Source organism: Streptococcus sp. FDAARGOS_256, from assembly GCF_002289235.2.
Taxonomy (GTDB): domain Bacteria; phylum Bacillota; class Bacilli; order Lactobacillales; family Streptococcaceae; genus Streptococcus.
Window position 1 is genome coordinate 1481677 of record NZ_NTGM02000001.1, and the last position, 26186, is coordinate 1507862.

Annotated in this window: 21 protein-coding genes and 1 pseudogene; 5 read left to right on the forward strand and 17 right to left on the reverse strand. The window is 43.1% G+C overall.

The features are described 5' to 3' along the window. The first annotated feature begins 30 nt into the window (after positions 1-30). Positions 31-2118 carry a GH92 family glycosyl hydrolase gene (locus A6J84_RS07350; RefSeq protein ID WP_095726345.1) on the forward strand — a complete coding sequence of 696 codons (2088 nt, stop codon included), beginning with the start codon at positions 31-33 and terminating at the stop codon, positions 2116-2118. 527 nt (positions 2119-2645) lie between these two features. Next, positions 2646-2825: pseudogene (locus A6J84_RS07355) on the forward strand (hypothetical protein); the annotation flags it as partial. Positions 2826-2880: 55 nt separating this feature from the next. On the opposite strand, the gene adcA reads toward A6J84_RS07355, so the two are convergent. The 10 genes from adcA to A6J84_RS07405 all read right to left on the reverse strand — a co-directional run bounded on the left by adcA (position 2881) and on the right by A6J84_RS07405 (position 13140). Further along, entirely contained in the window at positions 2881-4386 is a 1506-nt protein-coding gene (gene adcA, locus A6J84_RS07360) for a zinc ABC transporter substrate-binding lipoprotein AdcA (RefSeq protein WP_095726346.1), read from the reverse strand. Positions 4387-4395: 9 nt separating this feature from the next. Further along, on the reverse strand, positions 4396-5202 hold the full coding sequence (locus A6J84_RS07365) for a metal ABC transporter permease (RefSeq protein ID WP_084922180.1): 807 nt from the start codon (positions 5200-5202) through the stop codon (positions 4396-4398). Further along, complete coding sequence (locus A6J84_RS07370; protein ID WP_084922181.1) at positions 5195-5899, reverse strand: metal ABC transporter ATP-binding protein; 705 nt, start codon at positions 5897-5899, stop codon at positions 5195-5197. Before A6J84_RS07370 ends, A6J84_RS07365 begins: the two co-directional genes overlap by 8 nt. Then, positions 5899-6339, reverse strand: a complete 441-nt coding sequence (adcR, locus tag A6J84_RS07375) for a zinc-dependent transcriptional regulator AdcR (RefSeq protein ID WP_001249328.1) — start codon at positions 6337-6339, stop codon at positions 5899-5901. The genes A6J84_RS07370 and adcR overlap by 1 nt, the downstream gene beginning before the upstream one ends. Before the next feature lie 149 nt (positions 6340-6488). Beyond that, positions 6489-8540, reverse strand: a complete 2052-nt coding sequence (nt5e, locus tag A6J84_RS07380; protein WP_095726347.1) for a cell surface ecto-5'-nucleotidase Nt5e — start codon at positions 8538-8540, stop codon at positions 6489-6491. A 142-nt stretch (positions 8541-8682) separates the two neighbouring features. Beyond that, positions 8683-9951: a D-alanyl-lipoteichoic acid biosynthesis protein DltD gene (gene dltD / locus A6J84_RS07385; protein WP_084880339.1), complete on the reverse strand. Its 1269-nt coding sequence runs from the start codon at positions 9949-9951 to the stop codon at positions 8683-8685. Continuing rightward, complete coding sequence (dltC, locus tag A6J84_RS07390; RefSeq protein ID WP_000351972.1) at positions 9944-10183, reverse strand: D-alanine--poly(phosphoribitol) ligase subunit DltC; 240 nt, start codon at positions 10181-10183, stop codon at positions 9944-9946. The genes dltD and dltC overlap by 8 nt, the downstream gene beginning before the upstream one ends. Before the next feature lie 13 nt (positions 10184-10196). Next, positions 10197-11441, reverse strand: a complete 1245-nt coding sequence (gene dltB, locus A6J84_RS07395) for a D-alanyl-lipoteichoic acid biosynthesis protein DltB (protein ID WP_084880338.1) — start codon at positions 11439-11441, stop codon at positions 10197-10199. After that, positions 11438-12988, reverse strand: a complete 1551-nt coding sequence (dltA, locus tag A6J84_RS07400; protein ID WP_084880336.1) for a D-alanine--poly(phosphoribitol) ligase subunit DltA — start codon at positions 12986-12988, stop codon at positions 11438-11440. Before dltA ends, dltB begins: the two co-directional genes overlap by 4 nt. 20 nt (positions 12989-13008) lie before the next feature. Continuing rightward, positions 13009-13140, reverse strand: a complete 132-nt coding sequence (locus tag A6J84_RS07405; protein ID WP_008276434.1) for a teichoic acid D-Ala incorporation-associated protein DltX — start codon at positions 13138-13140, stop codon at positions 13009-13011. A gap of 286 nt (positions 13141-13426) precedes the next feature. Here A6J84_RS07405 and hslO point away from each other — a divergent pair, with 286 nt between their 5' ends. After that, positions 13427-14299 carry an Hsp33 family molecular chaperone HslO gene (gene hslO / locus A6J84_RS07410; protein WP_049518848.1) on the forward strand — a complete coding sequence of 291 codons (873 nt, stop codon included), beginning with the start codon at positions 13427-13429 and terminating at the stop codon, positions 14297-14299. Then, entirely contained in the window at positions 14286-15266 is a 981-nt protein-coding gene (dusB, locus tag A6J84_RS07415) for a tRNA dihydrouridine synthase DusB (protein ID WP_000183317.1), read from the forward strand. The genes hslO and dusB overlap by 14 nt, the downstream gene beginning before the upstream one ends. Before the next feature lie 67 nt (positions 15267-15333). Here dusB and A6J84_RS07420 read toward each other — a convergent pair whose 3' ends face one another. Beyond that, positions 15334-16017 carry a hypothetical protein gene (locus A6J84_RS07420; protein WP_095726348.1) on the reverse strand — a complete coding sequence of 228 codons (684 nt, stop codon included), beginning with the start codon at positions 16015-16017 and terminating at the stop codon, positions 15334-15336. A 264-nt stretch (positions 16018-16281) separates the two neighbouring features. Between A6J84_RS07420 and A6J84_RS07425 the strand changes: the two genes are divergently transcribed. Next, positions 16282-16512 (forward strand): hypothetical protein, encoded by a 231-nt coding sequence (locus tag A6J84_RS07425; protein ID WP_000933131.1) that lies wholly within the window; start codon positions 16282-16284, stop codon positions 16510-16512. A gap of 48 nt (positions 16513-16560) precedes the next feature. Here A6J84_RS07425 and A6J84_RS07430 read toward each other — a convergent pair whose 3' ends face one another. From A6J84_RS07430 to A6J84_RS07455, 6 genes are all read right to left on the reverse strand, one after another. Then, positions 16561-17334 carry an NUDIX domain-containing protein gene (locus A6J84_RS07430; protein WP_000785841.1) on the reverse strand — a complete coding sequence of 258 codons (774 nt, stop codon included), beginning with the start codon at positions 17332-17334 and terminating at the stop codon, positions 16561-16563. A gap of 1 nt (position 17335) precedes the next feature. Beyond that, positions 17336-18115, reverse strand: a complete 780-nt coding sequence (gene pnuC, locus A6J84_RS07435; RefSeq protein WP_000736880.1) for a nicotinamide riboside transporter PnuC — start codon at positions 18113-18115, stop codon at positions 17336-17338. A gap of 9 nt (positions 18116-18124) precedes the next feature. Next, positions 18125-19183, reverse strand: a complete 1059-nt coding sequence (locus A6J84_RS07440) for an AAA family ATPase (protein ID WP_095726349.1) — start codon at positions 19181-19183, stop codon at positions 18125-18127. A gap of 146 nt (positions 19184-19329) precedes the next feature. Further along, entirely contained in the window at positions 19330-21762 is a 2433-nt protein-coding gene (locus A6J84_RS07445; protein WP_001109729.1) for an ATP-dependent Clp protease ATP-binding subunit, read from the reverse strand. A gap of 1 nt (position 21763) precedes the next feature. Beyond that, positions 21764-22222: a CtsR family transcriptional regulator gene (locus A6J84_RS07450; RefSeq protein WP_001211258.1), complete on the reverse strand. Its 459-nt coding sequence runs from the start codon at positions 22220-22222 to the stop codon at positions 21764-21766. A gap of 171 nt (positions 22223-22393) precedes the next feature. Beyond that, a complete protein-coding gene (locus A6J84_RS07455; protein WP_321572419.1) occupies positions 22394-26182 on the reverse strand; it encodes a Spy0128 family protein in 3789 nt (1262 codons plus the stop codon). Positions 26183-26186 lie beyond the last annotated feature (4 nt).

The following is a 26186-nucleotide window of genomic DNA, read 5'->3' on the forward strand; positions in this document are numbered from 1 at the left end:
TAATGTAGAAAAACAGCTAAAGGAAATACCATGAAACCACTACTTGAAACCATCGATACCCGCTTTGGTACTGCTAGCAAGCATGCCTTCTCTCTGGGAAATACCCTGCCCTACACGGGCGTGCCTTTTGGGATGAATTATTTTGTGCCCCAGACCAGTGATCAGGAGGGAGCTTGGTTCTTCGATCCGCATCTGCCCATCTTTCAGGGGATTCGCTTAACCCACCAGCCCAGCCCTTGGATTGGGGACTACTCATGGCTCCTTCTGACACCTGTCACAGGTCAGCTTGGGGGAGACAGTCTCTTTCACCGCCAGTCTTCTTATGATATAGATAAAGCTTGCTTCCAGCCTCACTATTTGAAACTCTTTTCTCTGCGCTATCAGATTGAAACCCAGCTCACACCGACTTGCTATGGCGCTTCTATTCGCCTAGAGCAAAAGCAAGGTAAGGCTCTCTCCCTCTATCTTAATGCAGCAGATGATTTAACAATTGAGCAGGTAGATAAGCGGACTCTGGCCCTCAGACAAGAAGGCAAAACAGAGACCAATAAAAATCCACTGATACTCTTCACCGCCCTACAAATAAATACGGATATTCTTGCTGTCACACAAGAAGAGGGAGACTGGCGGATTGACTTCGCAGATAGCCATGCCGAGATTCAACTAGCGACTTCCTTTATTTCTCCTTCTCAAGCGCTATTTAATCTACCTCAAACGGACTTTGATAGCTGTAAAGCAAATGCCCAAGCAAACTGGGAAAATCTCCTCCACCGTTTTGATATCGTGGAGACAGGGGAAGCTGACCGGACCTTCTTTGACCACTGCCTCTACAGACTCTTCCTCTTCCCACAGACTTTTTATGAAGTGAACGAGTCAGGGCAAGCCATCCATATGGACCTGACTACTGCTACTGTCAAGCCCGGTGTCCTCTTTAGCAACAATGGTTTCTGGGATACCTTCCGCACCACCTTCCCCCTCTTTGCCCTTATCATACCGGAACACTATCGTCTCTTTTTAGAAGGCTTTCTCAATAGCTACCGCGATACTGGATTCCTTCCAAAATGGCTAGCTCCAGACGAACGGGGTATGATGCCTGGTACCCTTTTAGATGGCATTATCGCAGATAGCGCCTGCAAGGACATGGCCCCCGACCTAGAAAAAGAACTCCTTCAAGCCATGCTTGAAACAGCCACTAAGTCCGACCCTCTCGGCATCAATGGCCGCCACGGACTAGCCCAATACCAAGAACTGGGCTACCTCTCTACCAACCACCACGAAAGCGTCAGCCATACCCTAGACTATGCCTATAGTGATTTTTGTATCGCCAGCTGTGCCGAAAAGCTTGGTCAGAATGACATCGCGGAAACTTATAGAACTGCGTCTCAAAATTACCGCCATCTATTTGACGCTGATACAGGTTACATGCGAGCCCGAGACAGCCAAGGAAACTTCCGCCCTGACTTCTCTCCCTATAGTTGGGGACGCGACTACGCCGAATGCTCTGCCATTCAAGCGACTTTAGGCGTCCTCCATGACATCCCAGGCTTAATCCAGCTTATGGGTGGAAAAGAAGCCTTTAGCCACTATCTTTTGAAAGCCTGTCAGGGCGCTCCTCTCTTTGAAACCACCGGCTATGGTTACGAGATTCATGAAATGAGCGAGATGGCAACAGCTCCCTTTGGACAAGTCGCCATCTCTAACCAGCCTAGCTTCCACATTCCATATCTCTTTCGCTACAGCAACTACCCTGACTACACTGCTCTACTCATCAAGACCTTGCGTCAAAAAGCCTTTCACCCAAGCTGGGAAGCTTATCCTGGCGACGAAGACAATGGCAGTCTCTCGGCTTGGTACATCTGGTCGGCTCTGGGATTTTATCCGACCTGTCCAGGAAAATCAAGCTACGACCTCGGAATTCCTCTCTTTGACCACCTCCGTATCCACCTAGCTAAGGAAAATAAATGGCTGGATATCCATGCCGAGCAAAACCACAGCCATTTCAACTTTGTCAAAGAATGCCGACTGGACAAGACCATAGTATCTAGCCTTCAACACCAAGACCTCTTGAAAGCTGAGCAACTGACCTTCACCCTCAGCTGGCTACCAAATCACTCCTAACCAAAAGAACCTTTGCATCGCGCAAAGGTTCTTCTTTTATGAAACTTGGACTTGAAGTTGATGCACAAGCTGACTCTCTACAGTTATCCACAACTTGTGGATAAGAAAGCATGCCTAAAAATCAGCTTCTCCAGAAGCTAGCTCTTAGACTTTGAACCTGTCGCCCTCAGGCAGACCTGCTCAAATCCCTACTGGACTAAGATTTCTACTAGAAAGCTAGCCCGTTACTAGTTTCCGAGGCAATTCTCAAGCCCCCTCTAGGATATTAGCTAAATGTCCTGTTTCCCCTAGACTTATCCACAGACTGTGAATAAACTAGTGTTCCAGACCGCTCTCTCTTTGACTATAACAAAAAGCGATAGCAGCGTCAATATGACTAAGATTCCTTCCTAAATCCCCTGAAAAGATTCTATAATTTGTACAATATACATTTTGTACCTTCCAAAAGAAAGCCTTTCAGATAGATTTCATATAATTTACCATCATTCTTTCAATTACAACCCCAGCCAAATCCCTTAAATAAAACTCCTCCTCTCTCATCAGGTGGTGCTACCTTTGCCCGCACCATGCCAAACTGTGTAGCCTTTGGCGCTCTTTTCCCAGGAGCACAACAAACTGAACATCAGACAAATAAAGCAGCTGTCCTAGACGATCTTTATCGCGCTATGGACATCTACGCAGAGGCGGTTTCCCGTCTCGTAACCTAACCAGATAAAGGTTTCTAGCAAAAAATCCCGCAGATTTGCGGGATTCTCTCTTGCATCAATGCGCCAACATTTCTTGGGCGATTTCTTGTCCAGATAGGTTATCTGGGTAGTAGGTTGGCCAGTTATCCATCTCTTCAAAGAGGGCTTCTTGGCTAGTACCTCCAAAGAAGATATGGAAATGTTCTGCTTTAACTGGGGCGATATTGTGGTCACTAAACTGAACATACTTGAACTGTCCAGCGTCCGCATCTGTCGCTTCAAAGAGGAAGCGCACCCCACGATTTCCTTTCTTATAAGTCAAGATTTTCTTGCCGACATACTTGTAGGTGAATTTCTTGCTTTGGCCACCTTGAACAAATTCCATAGTGTTATCCGTGATGTTAATCTTGGTCACATCTGTCTGGTAGCCTTTTCTATAGTAGGCCTTGTACTCATCCTTTGTCATCTTGCCAGTCAATTTAGCCTTGTAGTCAAAGACTTGATCGAAAGTACCATCTTCAAGGAAAGGATAGACAGATTGCCAGTTTCCAGCATAGTCACTCAAGGTACGGTCTTTGACATCTGCATCCTCAAAGTAACCATTGTGAACTGTCTTCGTATCCTCTGCTTTTTCAGGCTCGATTTCTGGTCCTTCTTGGTCTGTTGTCTGCTTCAAAGCCTTGAGGTTTTTCTCCATCACGGAGATATAGTCTTCACCGGCCTTGGTTGCTTCTTCTGTCAGACTCTCTAGCGGATTGAGCACGTCTAGTTTGACGCCCGTTTCTTTTGAAAGTGTATTAGCTAGGGCTTGTGAGGCATTTTCTTCAAAGTAGATATAAGAAATCTTGTTTTTCTTGATATACTCTGTCAATTCAGCCAGACGAGCAGCTGACGGTTCTGCATCTGGAGAGAGACCTGAGATGGCGACTTGTTTAAGTCCATAGTCCAAGGCAAGGTAGTTAAAGGCAGCGTGCTGGGTCACAAAGCTCTTTTGTTTAGCTTGAGACAAACCATCTGTGTAGGCCTTGTCCAAGGCTTGCAATTTTTCAATATAGGCAGCTGCATTCTTTTCAAAAGTCTCTTTTTTATCAGGATAATCTGCTGACAAGCTGTCACGGATATGCTCTACCAGTTTGATGGCGCGTGCTGGTGAAAGCCAAACGTGGGGATCGTAGTCGTGATGGTGACCCTCACCGCCTTGATCATGCCCTTCCTCTTCTTCCTCACCACCTGGCAAGAGGAGCATATCACCTGTCGCCTTGATGGTTTTCACCTTTTTTTTATCCAAGGATTCTAGCAATTTTGGAACCCAAGTTTCCATATTTTCATTTTCATAGACAAAGGTATCTGCATCTTGGATTTTGGCAACTGCCTTGGCAGACGGTTCATACTCATGGGGTTCTGTACCAGCACCGATTAGAAGTTCTACATTAGCAGTATCTCCTGTGACTTGTTTGGTAAATTCGTAGACAGGGTAAAAGGTTGTCACGATATTTAGCTTCCCATCTGCCTGTTTTTGATTGGAACAAGCCACTAAAAACAAGGCACATAGACTAGCTAGTAGTAAGCTAATTTTTTTCATTTCATTCTCCTATTTGATAAAACGTTTCAGTAGGCTGACTAACAAAAAGACAGCTACAAAGATAATGGTGATACTAGCGCTGGCAGGGGTTTCTGCATAGTAGGAAATGTAAAGTCCTGCTACCATTCCCAAAAATCCAATAGCACTGGCAAGCAACATAACGGATTTAAAGTTTTTCCCCAGACGAAGGGCAATACTAGCTGGCAAGACCATAATGGTCGACACCAATAGGGCTCCTGCTGCTGGAATCATGAGAGCAATCGCCACCCCTGTCACCATGTTAAAGAGGATAGACATAGTACGAACGGGCAAACCATCCACAAAAGCCGTGTCTTCATCAAAAGTCAGGATATACATTGGTCGCAAGAACAAGAAAGTCAAGAGTAAAACGACCGCAGCAATGACAAAGAGGAAAATTACCTGCTCCTGGCTAATGGTCACAATCGAACCAAAGAGATATTGGTCCAAACTCATGGAACTCGAACTTTTCCCCTTACTCATCACGATAAGAGACACTGCAAGTCCTGTTGACATGAGGATGGCAGTTCCAATTTCCATAAAGTTCTTATAGACTGTCCGGAGATATTCTAGAAAGACCGCAGCGATTAAGACAATAGCAATGGTTGAAATGGTTGGAGAAATCCCCAAAACCAGACCAAAGGCAACCCCTGACAAGGAAACGTGACTAAGAGTATCACTCATCAAACTCTGACGACGTAAGATAAGGAAGGTCCCAAGAACTGGTGAAAAGAGGCTCATGGCAATGACAGCCAAGAAGGCCCGCTGCATGAAGTCATAGGATAACAAACTAAGCATGGTCCACCTCCTGGTCGCTTTCGTGAACGTTGAAACAACGCCATGGCGAATCTTGGTTACGAACTAGATGGATATTGCGATCCGCATAGCCCTTGACCTCCTCAGGATCATGAGTAATCATCAAAACAGCCTTGCCATGATGATGAGCACTATGGTGCATGAGTTCGTAAAATTCATTTTTGCTTCCAGCATCCATCCCTGTCGTTGGCTCATCCAAGACAAAGATATCTGGGTCAGAAGCAAACATCCGAGCAATCACTGCTCGTTGCTTTTGCCCTCCCGAAAGGGAGCCAATTCGTTTGTCACGGTGTTCCCACATACCAACTGAGTCTAGACTAGCCTTGATATGCTCCTCATCATGGGCGTTCAAGCGGCGGAACCAGCCCTTTCGCGGATAACGACCCGACTTGACAAATTCATAAACCGTACTTGGAAAGCCAGCATTAAAACTAGCTATCTGCTGGGGAAGATAGGCTATCCTAAGTTTTTTCCCATGAGTATTTGTCTTTGAGATGGTTACCTTGCCAAATCTTGGTTGCAAGATGCCTAGGCTCGCCTTGATAAGCGTTGTCTTGGCAGCCCCATTTTCACCAGTCAGGGTGACAAACTCCCCACTATCAACACTATAGTTGATGTGCTCGAGAACAGGTTCCTTGTCATAATAGAAAGACAAGTCCTCTACTGTAATATACCGCATTATTTGATTTCTCCTACTAAAGCAGTTAAAAACCGCTGGATAACTTCTTGTTCATTTGGAGTAAACTGACTTGCCACTTGTTCATAGGCTAAGAGCGTGTGTTCATGATGATGGTGGTGTTCCTCTGCCACTGGTCGAGCTAGTTCTGTCAGTTGGTAAAAAATCACACGCGCATCCTTTGGATCTCTGGATGTCTCTAACATGCCCTCTTTGACCAAAGATTTGATAGCCTTGGTCACTGCCGCCTGACTGACATTAAGGCGACGGGCCAACTCCGAGTTGGTTAGGGATTCTTCCGACAGGAGCATAAGGATGTGTTCCTGAGTATTGGTCAAGGCAACGTCACTCGTGCAATGCCCGATTAGAATTTCATGCTGGTTCTCAGATCTCAAGATCACCTCGTTTAAAAAGTTATCGATTTCCTGCGCAAGCTGTCTCATGTGTTACTCCTTCCCTAGCTATCTTTTTCGTAAAAAAACATAGATAGCCACCGATTCTTTACTGGTTAATTATATCATAAACCAAAAAAGAGTCAAGGGAAAAAGGCGTAAAAACGTTTCCCTAGACTCTTCTAGATGTGAAATTTAACCTATTTTAGCTTTGGTTTTCGACTCGATAAGATACCTGCCAAACCAGCTACCATTCCCATCAAGAGCAAGAAGATGGACTGTTCACTTCCTGTATTTGGGAGAGCTTTTTCTGAGACAACCGCCTTCTTGCTAAATTGACCTGCCACCTCATAAGTCAATGGCACATTTGTAGTCGCATCGTTAGCAGCTGCATTCGTTTGAGGCGTTTCTACCGGCAGACTAAAAGTTGTAGAATCCACAGAAATCGTCCGTGAGTTCGGGTTGATCTTTTCATACTGGGTCAAATCAGCGGTTTTAAGATACTCTTCAAAGGCTGCATCCATAGACGGGCCTTCTTCACGCGCACCACCTAACATCGTGTAGCCATCACCACCTGCAGCTAGGAAATCATTGGTTGCAAGATAGTAGGTTTTTGCGAGGTCCAGTAGTTCATAACGACCAGTTGCACGGTTTTTAACCTGGATGGCCAAGACACGTTTGCCTGATGGTAGGTTAGTATCATAGTAGACCTTCACACCTGAAACTTGCAAGAAACCACCACTTGGTTCTAACAATGGTTGCCCGTTCTCATCCAAGACCTTCTTGCCATCCTTATCGACCTGCAAGATAGAGCCGAGTGACTTTTCAAACATATCCAAAACTTGTTGCCCAGTCACTTGGATTTGTGAAATGGTATTTCCAAATGGAAGAACAGCAATGACATTTCCTTTAGTGATTGGTTTTCCTTTTGCAATGGTTTCACGCAAGCCACCACCATTTGTCACAGCGATGTCTGTCGGATGGCTAAATCCTGTTTGACCATACTGATAGAGCGAGTCTGCCACGACGTTTCCGAGGTTGGTTTCACGGACCCGAACATTTTCACGATCACCGTTTAGTTCTACAGGGCTGTTTGAAACAATCTCAACCGCATTTTCAGCATCGTATTTTTGTTTAATGTCTTTGACTAGTTTTTCAACTGTTGGATTGGCTGGTAATTTTTTAGCATCAGCAGCCGGAATCTGAGTTGGATTGCCCAAAAGCTGACGGGATTTGTAGGTGATTTTCCCTACATTGTGAAGGTAGCTTCCCGTCTGGTTATAGGTAACATTGTCTCCATAGGTCGTTGATTCTACTGTATGAGAGTGACCATCGATTACTGTTACGCGTTTCCCTTTCAAACGAGGATTTTTAGACAAGGCTTCTGCCAAAGTTGAACCACGCCATTCTACTGGGGTTGTGGTATCCACACCCAAGTGATCCAGCACAACATAGTGTTTGTAGTCCTTACCTTCTGCACGAGCCTTAGCTTGAACTTCTTCGATGACCTTATTGACTTCAGAGATTGGATCTGTAAAAGTTACCCCTTTGACATTTTTAGGGTGAGTTTTGGTTGCTGTTTCAGGTGTTGTCACCCCGATTACAACAAACTCATCACCTTCCACAGTCTTATCTTTATCAACGATTGTAGAAGCTTCAAAGAGACGAGCACCATTGACGTAGGTATTTGAACTAAGTAATGGGAATTTCAAGATTTCCTTGTATTTCTTAGCTTCGTCCAAACCAAAGTCAAACTCATGGTTTCCTACTGCCATGGCATCATACTGCATCTGATTGAGAATTTCAGCACGCGCTTCACCCTTAGTAGAGTTGGAAATCGGTAAACCTTGGAAAGCGTCTCCCGCATCAACAACTAGAGTATTTTGATTTGATTTCGCACGTTCCTGCTCAATGACTGTCGCTAACTTAGCATCTCCAATAACTCCCTTTTCCTCTACGATACGACCGTGGACATCATTGGTGTGCAAGATAACGGTGTCCTTTTCTTCGCTTTTAGGAGATTCAACAGGAGCTAACGGAGCTTCTGCAGGTGCAACTGCTTCTGAAGTTGCCGAAGTTTCCGGTACCGCAGGGCTCTCAACAGGAGCTGGAGTCGCCGACGTAGCAGGAGTCGCTACGACAGCTGAACTTTCTGCAGGAGTTGTTGCTTCTTCAGCATAGACTTGTCCAGCTAAGAAGGCTGGAGCTAACAGGGCTGTCGACAAGACAGGTAACAAAGAACGTTTGTTCATTTTAAAATCCCTTTCTTTTCTTTTTCTCTTTTATATTATACGCTATTTCTAAAAATTTTGAAACTTTTGACCTATTTTCATCTTAAATATTCGCCATTTAAACAAAAAAGCTTGGGTTTAAATCCCAAACTTTTAGCTTATTTTATTGGAAATCTTTGATATTCCCATCATAGGTCGCCCAGTCCTTGCTAAAGAAGCGGTCATTCATCTTATAGTCTGGAGCTGGAGTCGGATCCGTCAAGAAGGGATTGACAACCTTATCAAAAGCCAACCAACCCAACCAACCAATATGAATGGTGTCCTTGACAAAGTACGGATCTCCGCCTTTTTTAGAAAAGTCAGCAATGTTGGTGAAACCTTGACTTTCTAACTGGTAACGAATTTTCTCCACTGCATGCTGGTACATCTCTTCACTGAGCCCTGTGTACTCCATCCACTTCTTGTTAACCGGCTGAATAACAAAGAGTACATTGACATTCGACTTAGCAAATTGATTGAGGACCAGCTGCAAATCATTGTACTCGGAGGACTTGAGGAAGTTGTAATTTTTTTGATACCCTTCCCATTTTTTTAAATCCTTTTGAATCTCTCTCGTATAGAAATGATTTTCCATCCCCATATCGTTATTGGTCGTATTTGCTTCTGCGTCCTTACGAACAATTTTTTCTAACTCATCATAAGAAAATTGATCCGGAAGATCTTTTAAATAGTTCTCCACGTGTTCCTTGTACTTGAGTTGTCCTCGAATGGAGAATTGTCCAAAGAGAGCGGATTGTTTTTCGTTGAATCGCGCAAAAATATCAATAGCAACCTGATCAACATCTGATAATTCTTCACCCTTTGACAGTTTTTGAACAATGCTTTTTAATGCAACATTAGGATTCTGCTTTAACAATCGAATAGCCGCATGCTTTGCAGCAGTATCACCAGATTGATTTCCCAAAAAAGCTGTCAATTGGTCGCTGTTAAAAAATCTCTGAAACGCTGCGGGTTCATAATCTGTCTCCGTAAACCACTGAGGCGAAATCACAAATACAGCCTGCTTATTCTCTATTTCTGGCAAAATTTGCTGTAGACCAAAATATTGATTGAGAGAGGCTGCTCCTGCTTGTCCTAGAAAGTAAGGACGATAGGGACGATGATATTTTTCTGCTAAAACAGCTGGATGGACACTATCAAATCGAATCCATTCACTAGACCCTAGAAAAGGAATAAAACGCATATTTGGATCCGTAAGAGCCCTTACTTTTTGGCTTCTCTCTTTAAAACTCTCTGCACTAACAGAAGCCGCCGAGTATTTTTCCTCCGTCAAATTATGGCTTGTTGTACTTGGATAAAAAAAGATGAGTAGAAGAACCAAAAATCCAGCAATGAAGATAGGCCCGAAGATCAGCCACAAGCGTTTAAGCATTCTTCAACTCCGTAATACCTTCTACGATTTTATTAGCCGTATTCCAGTCATCACGACCGAACTCCGTCACTGGAACACGAATGTCAAAACGGTTTTCAATCTCAACAATCAATTCAACCGTTCCCATGCTATCCAAGACACCGGCATCAAAAAGATCTTCATCCATCATGTCAGAAACATCTTCCATAAACAACTCATCAATAATTTCAATAACTTCTGATTTGATATCCATTTTTTATATCCTTTTATTTTTTAAACCATAAATCATTCAAAAATCCAGAAAAGATTAAGAATGAAACCATCACGACATGGAAGGTGACAACCATGCCAAGCAACTGAATCCAGCGATTCTCAGGTAAGGAACCCTTTCCAGCTTTTTTCCGTTCTTTATTGAGCGCTTTTTTCTTACGAACCCAAGCATCATTGATAACCAGTCCAATCCCATGGAAAAGTCCATAGGCGATGTAGTACCAGGTCACACCATGCCAAAATCCCATAATCAGCATATTGAGAATATAGGCTACACTTGAAGTGACATTGCGATTTTTAAAGACCTTCTTTCTGGTCAACACCATGACCATCCGCATAAAGACAAAGTCACGGAACCAGAAAGACAGACTCATGTGCCAACGATTCCAAAACTCTTTTAAATCCCTTGACAAAAAGGGCTTGTTAAAGTTGATAGGACTATGAATACCCATCAAGTTTGAAATGGCTAAGGCAAACATAGAGTAGCCCGCAAAGTCAAAGAAGAGCTCCAGACCAAAGGTGTACATGACCGCTAAAGCGTAGAGGTTAAAGAAACCACCTGTCTGCAAGGCCAAATTTTTCAGCGGAGGCAATAATGTCTCTCCTAAAATGTGAGCCAAGATAAACTTGTAGAGGAAGCCCAGCATGATATATTTGACAGCCTCTTCTAGCATATCCATCAGCTCATCCCGCTCAGGAATGGTCTCGTAATTTTCATTGAAGCGTTTGAAACGATCAATGGGACCACTTGAGAAAGTCGGCATAAAGAGAAGAAAACGTAAGAATTGCCAAAGCGTTAAATCCTTGATGACACCGTCTCTCAACTCAACGATAACCCCAACTGCACGAAAGGTTAAGTAAGAAATTCCTAAAAATCCAAACAAAGATTGGGGTCCATGAATAGCAGGAGATACTTTCACAAAGACGATAGGCAATAGGGATAGAAAGCTAATCAGGTAAAATATCCATTTACTATCCCGTTGTTTCCTGTACCTTTTGTAGAAAGATACAAGCAGTACTTGCCAGATAATATAAAGGATCAAAGCGCTTATTTGATTCGTCTTTCCACCGACCAACATGGTCACGATAAAGAAGAGACTAACAAGCACCTCATACAAGGCAAAGCGTTTCTTGAAAAAAAGACCGATAAAGATAGGTAAAGTCGCAACAATTACGTATAAAAAGTACTGAAGATCACCATAAGGTTCCAAATGAGGTAGCTGTTTATAAAGCTCCATCATCTACTGTTTACCTCGTTAATCAAGCCCTTGATATCAATTTTACCATTAGGCGTTAGTGGCAAACTATCTCGATAAAGAAACTTAGACGGCATCATATAGGACATCATGATATCTGCTAGGTCTTCTTTGATAGCCTTGGTAATATCGATATCACGTTCAAACTGCTGACGGACACCGTCCTTTAGGATGACATAGGCCAGTAGATTTTGCACCTTGTGGTCCTTGTTATAGCGTGGGACAGCAACAGCCGACTCAATATAGCGAGACTTGTTGAGGTTTTGAGAGACATCTTCAAGCTCAATGCGATAACCATTAAACTTAATCTGGAAATCCATGCGTCCACCATAGAGAAGCAAGCCCTCATCTGTCATAGTTCCTACATCCCCTGTGTGGTAGGCCGGCAGACCTTCGAATTCAAAGAAAGCTTCTGCCGTTTTTTCAGGATTATTCATATAGCCTTTTGAAACAGCTGGCCCAGAAACAATGATTTCTCCTTGCTCACCATTTGGAACTTTCTTACCTTCCTCATCAATGATAAAGGTTGGAGAATCAGCCTTAGTATAGCCGATTGGCAGGCGTTTGAGAGTCGCCAACATCTCATCAGTGACGGCAACTGCTGACAAAGCTACCGTCGCTTCTGTTGGTCCGTAGGCATTGATAATACGGGCATTTGGGAATCGCTCGCGTAGTTTTTGAGCTGTTTTGACTGTCAATTCTTCACCATCAAAGTAGAAATGCGTGATTCCTGGCATTTTCTCACTGTTAAAGTCTTCTGACAACATGGCCATATCTGCAAAGGATGGTGTTGAGGTCCAGATAGCAATGGGCAAGGAAAAAATCGTCGCAAAGAGTTTTTTGAAGTCCTGAGTAATGGCTGAAGGAAGAGCAAAAAGCGTACCACCCAGTGCTAAGGTTGGCGCCCAGTACATGACAGATAGGTCAAAAGAATAAGGGGGCTGAGCCAGCATTTGTGGACGATTTGGCGTCGCAAATTCCTTATCTGTAATCATCCAGTTGGTAAAGCTGAGAAGATTATCATGGGAAATCTGCACTCCCTTAGGCTTACCAGTCGTACCAGAAGTAAAGATGATGTAGTAGTTGTCATCTCCCTTGACTGGATGGGTCATCTCGTAGCTGGAAGCTTGAGCAAAAGCTTCTTGAACCTGAGCTAAAGTCATCATTGGCATAAAGACTTGCTCCAATGGAAAATCTGAGATGGCAATAATCAAACTTGGCTCTGCAACTTCTACGATAGCAGAAACTCGTTCCAAGGCCGAATGGCTGTCAATTGGAATGTAGGCATGACCTGACTTAGTCAGCGCAACAAAGGTAGCCAGCATCTCATACTCCTGTCCACCATAGACAACAACAGGAGATTTCTCAGGCAAACCAAGTCGATCAATAGCTGCAGCTAAACTATCTGAATCAGCCTTCAGATCACCATAAGTATGTTCTTGGCCTAAAACATTGTAGACAGGATATGTTGGTTGTGTTTGAGCAAAGTGCTCAATCGTTTCAATCATATCTTTTATCGGTTTATTAGACACTGTTCCTCTTCTCCTTTAAACTAGAACTCATTATAAATAAAGGTGCCTTGGCTCTGACCAAGGTAACTAAAAAAATAAAGCAAACCAAGTAAGATTACAAAATATAGAGCCGTCCGGCCTAAGAATACATGTAAATTTCGTTGTTTTTTCATAAGCTATCCATTAATATATTATTTCTATTAGCTATCAGTATGTATTGTTAGCATCTTATCTTCCTAACATTCTACCACTTTATCAACCTTTTTTTCAACTGTTTACCATAACTTAAAAATTGGTTTTAGCTTATTTTAAGATAAGTTAAAATGTTAAAAGTAAATGTGAACGAAATTTTCCATTTCTATAAATCTCCTATACCAGTCATCAGAAATTAAACAGTTTAAAGAAGGACAGCAAACACACGACTCCCCCTTTAGGCATTTTTATGCTAAAATAGTAGCTATGGATAAAATTATTAAAACTATATCAGAAAGCGGCGCCTTTCGTGCTTTTGTCCTTGATAGCACTGAAACCGTCCGCACTGCTCAAGAAAAACATCAAACTCAAGCCAGTTCAACCGTTGCACTTGGCCGTACCCTTATCGCTAGCCAAATTCTCGCAGCCAATGAAAAAGGAAATACCAAACTAACTGTTAAAGTTCTTGGAACAAGCTCTCTCGGTGCCATCATCACGGTCGCAGATACCAAGGGAAACGTCAAAGGCTACGTTCAAAATCCAGGTGTTGACATCAAAAAGACTGCAACGGGTGAAGTCCTTGTTGGACCTTTTGTTGGAAACGGTCAATTCCTCGTTATCACAGACTATGGTACTGGAAATCCCTACAACTCCATGACTCCCCTCATCTCTGGGGAAATCGGTGAAGACTTAGCCTACTACCTGACTGAAAGTCAACAAACCCCTTCAGCAGTCGGCCTCAATGTTCTTTTGGATAAAGACGACAAGGTCAAAGTTGCCGGAGGTTTCCTTCTCCAAGTATTGCCAGGAGCCAAGGAAGAAGAGATTGCCCGCTTTGAAAAACGCATCCAAGAAATGCCAGCCATCTCAACCCTTCTAGAAAGCGATGACCATATCGAAGCCCTCCTCAAGGCCATCTATGGTGACGAATCCTACAAACGTCTATCTGAAGAAGAAATCCGTTTCCAATGTGACTGCAGCAAAGACCGTTTTATGAACGCTCTTGCCAGCCTTCCAAATTCAGACCTTGAGGAAATGAAAGAGGAAGACCACGGGGCAGAAATCACTTGTCAATTCTGCCAAACTACTTATAACTTTGATGAAAACGACCTGGAGGAACTCATTCGTGACAAATCTTAATACACCCTTTATGATTGGCAATGTTGAGATTCCCAATCGTACCGTTTTAGCACCCATGGCTGGTGTCACCAACTCAGCCTTTCGCACCATCGCAAAAGAGCTCGGAGCTGGACTCGTTGTAATGGAAATGGTCTCTGACAAGGGAATCCAATACAACAACGAAAAAACCCTGCATATGCTTCACATCGATGAAGGCGAAAACCCCGTTTCTATCCAACTCTTTGGTAGCGATGAAGACAGCCTAGCACGCGCAGCAGAATTCATCCAAGAAAATACCAAAACTGATATCGTTGATATCAACATGGGCTGCCCTGTCAACAAAATCGTGAAAAACGAAGCTGGTGCTATGTGGCTCAAGGATCCAGACAAGATCTACTCTATTATCAACAAGGTCCAATCTGTCCTTGATATCCCCCTCACTGTCAAAATGCGCACTGGCTGGTCTGATCCATCCCTAGCCGTGGAGAATGCCCTCGCAGCTGAGGCTGCAGGTGTCTCTGCCCTCGCTATGCACGGCCGTACCCGTGAACAAATGTACACAGGTCACGCAGACCTTGAGACTCTTCACAAGGTCGCTCAAGCTCTGACCAAGATTCCATTTATCGCAAATGGTGATATCCGTACGGTACAAGAAGCTAAACAGCGTATCGAAGAAGTCGGTGCTGACGCTGTCATGATTGGTCGCGCAGCCATGGGAAATCCCTACCTCTTCAATCAAATCAACCACTACTTTGAAACAGGAGAAATTCTCCCTGATTTGACTTTTGAAGACAAGATGAAAATCGCCTACGAACATTTGAAACGCTTGATTAACCTCAAAGGAGAAAACGTAGCCGTTCGTGAATTCCGCGGCCTCGCTCCTCACTACCTCCGGGGGACATCTGGCGCTGCCAAACTTCGTGGAGCCATTTCACAAGCTAGCACCCTAGCAGAGATTGAAGCCCTCTTGCAATTAGACAAAGCATAATACACAAAAAAACCGTAACTCACTTGGAGTTTACGGTTTTTTAGATCCTAGGAAAACCTAGGTACTATTATTGAATCAAGGCAACGCTTGAAACTTTACCATCCGCACCTGTTGTAATTTGGATGATTTTTCCTCCTCCGATTTTAGCATTATACTTGCCATCATCAAGGGTGTAAGAGTAGCCTCTAATAGAGTAGTTTTCTTTCTTTCCTTCTGCAGTTTCTACTGTAAATTGGCCCCCTGATGAAACCGTAATAGTTTCGCCATTCGCTCCCTTCCAGTTGCCTGCAGCTGCTGAGAAATCACCATCGACCATGGTTAAAACACCCTTGTAGCGTTTGTTGTGTTCTGCTTGCTTGTCTTGAAGTTGGCGGTCAGTTGTTGGATCATAGCCTGACTGGTTAGACTGGGCTTGAGAACCTTGCTGAGTTGAAGGTGCCTGAGATGGGGCTTGTTGACTAGGAGCTGCTTGTTCTTGTCTTGATTCAGGTGCTGGTTTCGCTTGTGACTGATCTGCCGTTGTAGAAGACTGACCAGAAGATGCCTGAGCCTTTTCAGATGAAGCTGAGCTTGAAGATTTTTGTGTCTTGCTTTCTTTGCTAGAAGAGGCTGCTTTAGAACTTGATGATTGACTTGTTTTTGCAGAGCTACTGGTTTGAGTGGATTCGTTTTTATTTCCACAAGCTCCCAGTAGCAAGGTAGAAGCCAATACAGTCGCTGCCATCAATTTGATATAGGTTTTCTTTTTCATTTTTCTACTCCTTTGTAACATTTTTGAAATATTAAGAAATCTTTTTGTAATATAATTGTAACATTGAGCCTTGAATCTGTCAACTATTTAGAGAAACTATTTTAAAAAATTTCTCTCTACTATTTCTATTCGTAATTGAAACGAAAAAATAGAAAATTTTTAAAATTAGAGTCCTATTTTTGCATCGCTCTTGTGTAATCGCTTGCATTGTGTTAGACAAAGGAATATAATAACATTGAAATAGAATATAGGAGGTATGCTCTTATGCTAAATAAGTATTACAAGTATCTTCCTTGGTTGATTTTGGGAACAATTGGCTCTTATCAATCAGCCACTTACTATGCGCGAACTGCATTTGATGTCTTCTATCTGACTATAATCTTTATGATTGTTTATATCGCTTTGTTATTTTTACATGAGAACTATCTCAAGTATCGATACAAAGACTTTTTTACTCACCTGTTGAGCAATTCTAAGAAAGATAGCCATTCATAAAAATGATGATAAATAAAGAGGTCGGGAACTTTGTCCCGACCTCACTTTTTATTTCAATCGATAGGTTTTTCTTGGTTTCTTTTTAGGCACTCGTTTGAGGCCGACTTCTTCTACATATTCGCCGTATTTTACGAGAAAGTTATTGCTGACGATGGGCCGACCGGGGTTGATGAGATTGACTAGTTCGGTTCCTTCATAGACAGTGAACTCCTCCTCCAGAAGATAAAGGAAGGTCGGATTCCAGTCGAGACGGCCTTGGATTCGTTTGATGGATTCTTGGATAATGGCATAATGGTCAAAGGCGAAGGCTCTCTCGTCCAGCTCGACTCCCTCAAGGTAGCATTTACCTGTCTGGAAATCAACATCTACAAAAACCACATCCTTGGCATCGTCACCTGCCTGAACGAGGTCTAAGGCACGACTAGGTAGGTACACTAAGTGGGCAATGGTCACTGTCCAGCCCCGTGGATCACGACCGGGGGTCGATACCGTCATCAATTGCTCGATTTTCTCCAAAGGTAGATCGAGATTGACTTCTTCTCTCACCTCGCGCTGACAGGCATGTGCAGCATCTTCTCCCTTGTCCATAAAGCCTCCAACCAAAGCCAAACAGTTTTGATAAGGGTGAGCCTTGCGACGGATTAGCAGGAGCTTGATCTTTCCTTCGACAAAGCAGTAGGCTACCATATCCACTGTCACACTTGGTTTTTCATATTGAGGGAGTTCCTGCTTGTAGTACCAGTCTAAAAACTCCTCCTGACTGGCATGGATTTCATAATATTCTTTTTCCGTCATCCCGGCTGGAATCTTTGTGTCTGCCATCTTATGCCTCCTTTCGAACTGCCTTGGTCCATTGATACCATCCCACTAGACTATTGAGTGTGTAAACCCAGTACATCCCTTGGATGTGGATATTTTCACCCCACCAGAGATAAATACTAAAGAGATTGGTTGCAATCCAGAAAATCCATTGCTCACGGTAGAGACGTGTCATCAAGAGCTGACCAACACCATTAGTCGCATCAGTAACACTATCACGGAAAGGACGGGCGCTATTGATACTTTGGTAAGCCAAGCCCATACCAATCCAGATAATAGCAGTCAAGGCCAAGTACTTGAGCCAATCAAGAACAGATAATTTCTTAGCTTCAAAGTGGGATTCTTCTGGTTTTCCTTGGTCGTTGATACGATTGGACAGCCAAGCATAGAGACCAATCGGCTGCATGACAAAGAAGTAAACAGTCGTTAAAACTTCACCATAAAAAGTCGCATTCATGGCCAAAATCAAATAGATAGCTGAGTTAATAGCCCCAAAAAGATAATTGCTTGCACGCCCTTCTGCTACCAAGATAACACAGACAATCCCAGTCCAAGATGCAAACAAGCTCAGCCAGTCATGACTTTCCGTATTTTGTGTAAACTCCAAGATCAAGGGAACACTTGACAAGGCGATGAGATACAACCACTGGAAAGGACTACGGCCGACAAAGAGATCTTTCCATAGCAAGCGCATGATTCCTGCAAAACCGATCTTGCGGGCTTCTGCATGGACATTTTTAAAGTTTTCGATAAATTGTGTGATTTTTTCAGTTAGCTTTTTCATATTTTTCTCCTAATCTGCTTGGTAAATGGCATCAATAGCCACTTTTGCTGCTTCATAATTGCCTAGATAATCCTCTGCTAGATAAACTAAAGGAATAGTCGTTAAGTATCTCTCCCTCATCTCATCCAAATGCTGGGAAAAACTGTAGCGAATGTGGTCCTCTGCCATGGTCATATCTCTAAATCCGTCATTGACATAGGAACCGATAGGTTGCACGAAGAGAATCAAGTCCCATTTTTCCTTGGCCAAGATCGAAACAAAGAGATTGTCAAAGGTTTCTCCTGATAAGTCCCCTTGGTCCTCAGTCTCCATGTAATAGTCATAGTAGCCCTTGGTTACCAAGGAGTTGGTATCGGCTATCACTAGGCCTCGATTGGCATTGCTGTCGATTAACTTGGAGGTCTGGTCATACTGTCCCAACAGGAGATAGTAGTAATCCTTTGGAGTCAATTCATCATCGCGGACATTGTTTTTGATCTGGTACTCACGCGCGTATTCCAGACTAACGGGCGCATCGTAATACCTTGCCAAATCCTTGGCCAGAGTGGTCTTCCCATTGCTAGCACTTCCCATAATCAACACTTTCTTTGTAAACTGACGACGGAAGGGTTGAGCGATGTATTTCCAATATTTGCTTGGATTTTCTCGAATCATAGTCGCTGAGATACCAAACTTTCTTTCTTGCAAGACAGTGCCAAATCCACGTTTAGCTAGCTCTTGCTGGTAGTCTACTTCTCCTACAAAAAAAGTCAGTTCTTGCTGGGTTTCATCATAGGAAATCTCCGCTAACATCTGGTCCAACCACTCCTGCCAGCCCATAGGGTAACGGGGAAGATTGGTCTCATCCAGCTTGCAGACAGAGGTCAACTCGTCATCCCGAAAAGCCTCTCGGATATAGCGAAATCGTTTTTGAAGACTTAAACCGACCTGCTCACCTCGGTCTCCCTCGTAGCCTGAAACGACTACCCAGACCTGGTCACACTGACGCTTCGCTCGCTGGATCAGATCGATATGACCCTGATGAAGAGGGGCAAAGGTCCCAAATACCACTGCTGTTTTCTTTTTCATAAACGTTTTACCTTTTTATAGTTTTTGATATTTTTATTTTCTATGTTTTTATTATACACTATATTTTTGTTTTGTCAATAGTTTTTTATCATTTTTTATAAAAAAGTAGGAAAAAAAGAATCAGGACTGCTCCTGACTCTCCATTTTTAAGCAATATCAAATTTTAGTTGACCAGCTTTGACACCAATCTTGAGGGTCTTGCCTGCTACAAGTTCTCCCTTAAGGAGGAGTTCTGCCAACTTATCTTCCACTTCTGTTTGCAGGGTTCTGCGAAGTGGACGGGCTCCCATTTCTGGATTGTAACCGTGACTAGCTAGCAACTTCAGGGCTGAAGCTTGCAGTTTCAAGTCGATGCCTTTCTCTGCTAGGCTAGCAATCAATGGTTTAACCATAATCTTGACAATTTCCTGCATATGTTCGCTATCCAAGCTATGGAAGACTACCTTTTCATCAATACGGTTAATAAACTCTGGTCGATAAGTTTTTTTCAGCTCTTCAAAGATTCGTTTCTCCATATTTTCCTGGTCAAAACGAATGTCTTTAGCGCCAAAGCCGACCGTCTTGTCATCACGAAGAGCCGTCGCACCAAGGTTTGACGTCATGATGATAATGGTATTTGAAAAATCAACCTTGCGCCCCTTGCTATCTGTCAAGACACCGTCGTCCAAAACCTGCAAGAGGACATTAAAGATGTCTGGATGGGCCTTTTCTACCTCGTCAAAGAGAAGTACTGAGTAAGGTTTGTTGCGAACCTTCTCGGTCAACTCCCCACCTTCCTCGTAGCCCACATAGCCAGGAGGTGCTCCATTGAGACGGCTAGCCGCAAATTTCTCCATATACTCACTCATATCAAAGCGGATAAGGGCTGATTCGTCATCAAAGAGGACTTCTGCCAGAGCCTTGGCCAATTCGGTCTTACCGACTCCTGTCGGCCCTAGGAACATAAAGGAACCAATCGGACGCTTGTGACTACGAATACCTGACTGATTGCGACGAATGGCACGACTAATGCTTGAAACAGCTTGATCTTGGCCGATGACACGTTTGTGTAGTTCAGCCTCCAAATTCAGGTATTTCTTGGCATCCGTTTGCGTCAGTTTTTGGACTGGGATACCCGACAAGCGACTCAAGGTGGTCAAAATATCAGATTCTGTTACCAAGTCTTTATAGACAGGAACTTCCTCTTCTTTTGCGATTAGCTGGGCAGCTTGTTCCCACTTGCCATCCATCAGGGCCTTGTCAGCTGGAGTCAAGTCGGATTCGTCTGCTTTCACATGCTTGGATTTGTTTTGCACTGTTGCTGCCGCCTCATCTAAGAGGTCGATAGCAGAGTCTGGCAAGTGACGACTGGTCAAGTAACGATGCGCCATCTTGACAGCCGTTTCAACAGCTTCATCTGTGATTTGCACACGGTGGTGTTTCTCATAGGTGGCCTTCAAACCTTGCAAAATGGTCATACTGTCAGCTAGACTTGGCTCTTCAATCGTCACTTTGGCAAACCGACGAGAAAGGGCAGCATCTTTTTCGATGTGTTTCTGGTATTCTTCCTGAGTGGTGGCACCAACCGTTCTCAAAGTTCCACGAGCCAAGGCTGGCTTCAAGATATTGGCTGCATCCAGAGTCGAGTCAATACCGCTACCAGAACCCATGATGGTGTGGAGTTCATCGATAAAGAGGATCACTTTGCCATCTTCCTCTATATCCTTGATGATATTGTTCATGCGCTCTTCAAAATCTCCACGGAAACGTGTCCCCGCAACAACATTCATCAAATCAAGCTCTAGAACACGCATCTTTGCCATTTCCGCAGGCACATCCCCACTGGCAATACGCTGAGCAAGACCAAGTGCCAGAGCTGTTTTCCCGACACCCGCATCTCCAACCAAGACCGGATTGTTCTTGGTCTTCCGACTCAAAATCTGAATCATACGTGAGATTTCCTTGTCTCGACCGATAACTGGCTCTAACTTGCCAGAACGCGCTTGCTCCGTCAGGTCATGCGTGTAGTCCTCTAGACCACCACTTTGAGCTTGAGGCATGCCCATCATATTGGCCATGGAATTTTGCTTGTCAGTTACTGTGCGATGGCGTTGACGCAAAGCCTTGAGATCTTCTCTTGTCCAGCCAGCACGCTCTTCTAGATTACGACGAAGAGCAGCAATTCTGACCTGATCTTTCTGGTCTTCATAAGAGAAGCCTGCTCTCTCCAAGATGCGAGTTGCCAAAGCATTACCATCATGCAAAATCGCATAGAGGACATGCTCTGTCCCTAGCACCTTAGCATGTACCACTGAGGCTACATATTCTGCTTCCGCAAAGAGGACCTCCAAACGATGGGAAAAGGGTAATTCCGTAAAAGTTTCATCTTGGCTATAGTCGGTTTCAGTCAGTTCCAACGCAACCTCTTCTAAACGGTCCATCTCGTATGGATAATCATTTAGAGTCGCACCTGCCACACTGTAACTGTGATTAGACATGGCAATCAATAAATGCCAAGACTCTAGGTAACGGGCTCCAAAATGGCTCGCAACCATGTAGGCACTCTCGATACATTCATTCAATGCTTTTGAATAGTTCATCTTACTTCTCTTTTCTATCTACCTCTTGTAATAGCTGTCGGAGCATATTGGCACGGACAACTGAAGATTCTTCCCCTAGGACACGATCTGTTGCTACAGAAGTCAGCAAGGTCATCTCTTGCTTGGTCATCAAGTCCTGCTCCACCAAAAGCTGGAGAATATCCTCATAAATCTCCTGACTAACTCGCTCTCCGATTGAATAAAGCAAATCGCGTAGCATCTCGTGATGATTGGAAAACTCAATACGCCCTATGCGAATGTAGCCTCCACCACCACGCTTGCTCTCAACTAAGTAACCTCTACTTTCCGTAAAGCGAGTCTTGATGACATAGTTGATCTGGCTCGGTACAACCTGGAAGGTATCTGCCAACTGGCTCCGCTGCAATTCCACGATACCAGACTGGTCTAAAATCGCCTTGATATAGGCTTCGATATGATCTGATGTATTTTTAAATCTCATAGTAAATCAAACTCCTTCTTTGAACCTTGACTATCTTTGACTATTATACCGAAATTTTTGATTTTTTTAAAGGAAAAGGGAACGAGTTGCGAAGATTATTATAAACTATCCAAAACAAAAAGATGGGACTGTAAAACAGTCGCCATCTTTTTTAGTTATTCAAAGTTAAGATTAGTCAACTTTTTTAGCACGGTATACAAGTCCTGCCAAAGCTGCAAGAACTAGACCAAGAATAGTAGAGAATGCTGTAAAGTCTGCTCCACCAGTGTTTGGCAAATCTCCCTTAGGCTGTTCACCCTTAGGACCTTCCTTAGGTTCTTCTTTTTTCGGTTCAGTATACGTGTTAGTGATTGTTGGGTTGTTACCTGTAACTTCTGTTACAAGTTGACCTGCACCATTATCTGTCACTTTTACTGTCACTTCGTAAGAATTTTCATCATATTTGATATTCTCATCGTTACCTTTTACTTCAGTAATAGTGTAAGTGTGCTCACCTGCTTCTTTGTACTCAATTGCTGTGAAAGTAACAGTACCGTCTGCAGCGTTTGTAGCTGTCTCAACGACTTTGTCACCTTCTTTAAGTTCAAACTTAAATTGACCTTTTACAAGCTCTTTATCACCTTTCAAGACTTTCTTAGCTGTAAAGGTTACTTTTGTTGAAGATGCAACATAAGTATTTGTGAAGGTTGGGTTGTTGTCAGTTACAGTCGCAACAAGTTGACCTTGACCATTATCTGTAACTTTTACTGTTACATTGTGAGTAGATTTATCGTATGTCACACCTGCTTCGTTACCTGCTTTTTCAGAGATAGTGTAAGTGTGCTCACCAGCTTCTTTGTATTCGATACCTTCGAAAGCAACAGTACCGTCTGCAGCATTTTTAGCTGTTCCGATTACTTTGTCACCTTCTTTGAGTTCAAACTCATATTTACCAGCTTCAAGGGCTTTACCTTCTAAGACTTTCTTAGCGGTAATATTTACAGTTGTTGAAGCTGCTTTATAAGTGTTAGTGAAGGTTGGGTTGTTACCTGTAACAGTTGCAACAAGTTGACCTGCACCGTCATCTTTAACGTTCACCTTAACTTCGTGTTTGGCAGTATCGTATGTCACACCTGCTTCGCTACCTGCTTTTTCAGTGATAGTGTAAGTGTGGTCGCCTGCTTCATTGAACTCAATTTCTTTGAAAGTAACAGTGCCGTCTGCAGCATTTTTAGCTGTTGCAACGACTTTGTCACCTTCTTTAAGTTCAAACTCATATTTACCTGCTTCTAGAGCTTTACCATTCAAGACTTTAGTAGCCGTGATAGTAGCTGTTGTTGTAGCTGCTTTATAAGTGTTTGTGAAGGTTGGGTTGTTGTTAGTTGCAGTTGCAACAAGTTTGCCTTGACCATTATCTGTAACGTTTACTGTCACTTCATGTGTAGCAGTGTCGTATGTCACACCTGCTTCGCTACCTGCTTTTTCAGTAATTGTGTAAGTGTGAGAGCCTGCAGCATCATAGCTGATTGCTGGGAAAGTAACAGTACCGTCTGCTGCGTTTTTAGCTGTCGCAACGACTTTGTCACCTTCTTTAAGTTCGAATTCGTATTTGTCAGCTTCTAGAGCTTTACCGTTCAAGACTTTAGTAGCTGTGATAGTAGCTGTTGTTGTAGCTGCTTTGTAAGTATTGGTGAAGGTTGGGTTGTTGTCAGTTACAGTCGCAACAAGTTCGCCTGCACCGTTATCAACAACTGCAACTGTCACTTCATGTGTAGCAGTGTCGTATGTCACACCTGCTTCGCTACCTGCTTTTTCAGTAATTGTGTAAGTGTGAGGGCCTGCAGCATCATAGCTGATTGCTGGGAAAGTAACAGTACCGTCTGCTGCGTTTTTAGCTGTCGCAACGACTTTGTCACCTTCTTTAAGTTCGAATTCGTATTTGTCAGCTTCTAGAGCTTTACCGTTCAAGACTTTAGTAGCTGTGATAGTAGCTGTTGTTGTAGCTGCTTTGTAAGTATTGGTGAAGGTTGGGTTGTTGTCTTTTACATCTGCAACAAGTTCACCTTGTCCATTATCTGTAACGTTTACTGTTACTTCGTGTTTAGCAGTGTCGTATGTCACACCTTTTTCACTACCAGCTTTTTCAGTAATTGTGTAAGTGTGAGGGCCTGCAGCATCATAGCTGATTACTGGGAAAGTAACAGTACCGTCTGCAGCATTCTTAGCTGTTGCGACTACTTTGTTGCCTTCTTTAAGTTCAAACTCATATTTGTCTGCTTCAAGCGCTTTACCATTCAAGACTTTAGTAGCTGTGATGGTAGCTTTTGCTGGTTTAGCTTTATAAACGTTCGTGAAAGTAAGGTTGTCTGCGCCTGTTGCAGTTGCAACAAGTTGACCTTGGCCGTTATCTTTAACGACTACTGTTACTTCATAAGCATTTGGATCGTATTCAACTCCGGCTACATCACCTGCTTTTTCAGAGATAGTGAATGTACGAGTTTCTTCTTTTGTGAAGGTAAGTTCTGGGAATTGAATCTTACCGTTTGCATCGTTTGAAACAGTGTGGAGAACTGTTCCATTTTCTTTCAACTCAAATTCAAATTGGCCAGCCTCGATAGCTTTACCGTTCAAGACTTTCTTAGCTTCAAGTTGAAGTTTTGCTTCTTTAGCAGCGTATGAGTTTGTAAATTCTTTCTTAGAATCTTTATATTTAACGCTTGCAATCTTTTGACCATACACGTTTGCTACAGTAACTTCTGCTTCAAGTACTGAATCATCGTATGTATAGCCAGGTTTGTTGTCATTTACTTCTTTAATTTGGTATTTGAATGTACCTTCATTAGAGAATTTAACTGCTGGGAATTTAACATTTCCTTCAGCATCGTTTTTAGCTTCAGTTACAGAACCATCTGGAGCAATCAATTGGAAAGTAAATGCATCTGCCTCAAGAGTTTTTCCTTCAAGTTTTTTCTTAACTTGGAATTCAACCTCATCAGACTTCGCACCTGAACCGATACCTTCTGTAGTTGTCAAAGCAGCAAATCCATGAACATCAAATGTTTCTTGATCGGTTGTCGCTTTTACATCGTTAAATGCTTTTTTAGTTGCATTGTCAACTGGAGCAGTTAGACGAGTTTTATATAGAATATAGAGACCTTGTCCGTCCATTGTACCATCACCGTTTGGAGTGATTGTAAAGTGATTTCCATCAACAACGTTGACATGGGCAGCTTCTAGTCTTGGACGAGCTTCAGCTTTGTTCCACTCAGTAAAGTAGTAACCAGTAATTTCACTTGCAAGAACTTGTCCTTCTGGAATAGTATCTTCGAGTTTAACCCCTGTGTAAGATTTTGCATAGCGGTTAACACGGATACGCCAGTTTACATAGTTAGGATCGTCTGAGTCTTGAACTCCCCATTTAGTAAATCCAGTTGGGTCATCATCTGGGACGATACGAGTCAAAGTGTAAACTTGGTCACCTGGGATATTAATTTGATAAGGAGTGTTTAGTTTAACACTATCTGCCCAAACGACTGTAAACAGGGCAGTAATCTCCTTGTTCTCTGACAAATTAGCAAAGTAAGCAGCATTTGTCACTTTGACAGTAGCTGTGTTATCTGCTTTACTAGTTGTCAATTCAGCAATAGTTGTTTGCCCATCTGGTGCTTTCAATTCCGTAGTAGAATCTTTTTCAATTTTAAATTCGTTTGGAACATGATACACCATGTAATCCCCATCTTTGAGGGTTACATCATTTGGGAAACTATAAGTTGGTTGAAGATAGAATTTACCTTCCCCGTACTTAGCGCCATCAACAAGTTTGTTATTGTTGATTTTTGAAACAGTTTTCATTGTGTAACTGCTCGCTGGTAGTTCCTCCGCTTTAACAACATTGCTAACTTTAAGTGCAGGCAAAAAGACCGACACAACCAGCAGCAAGGCCATCAAGCCATGAAAGAGTTTGCTAGTTCTCTTTTTCACCACA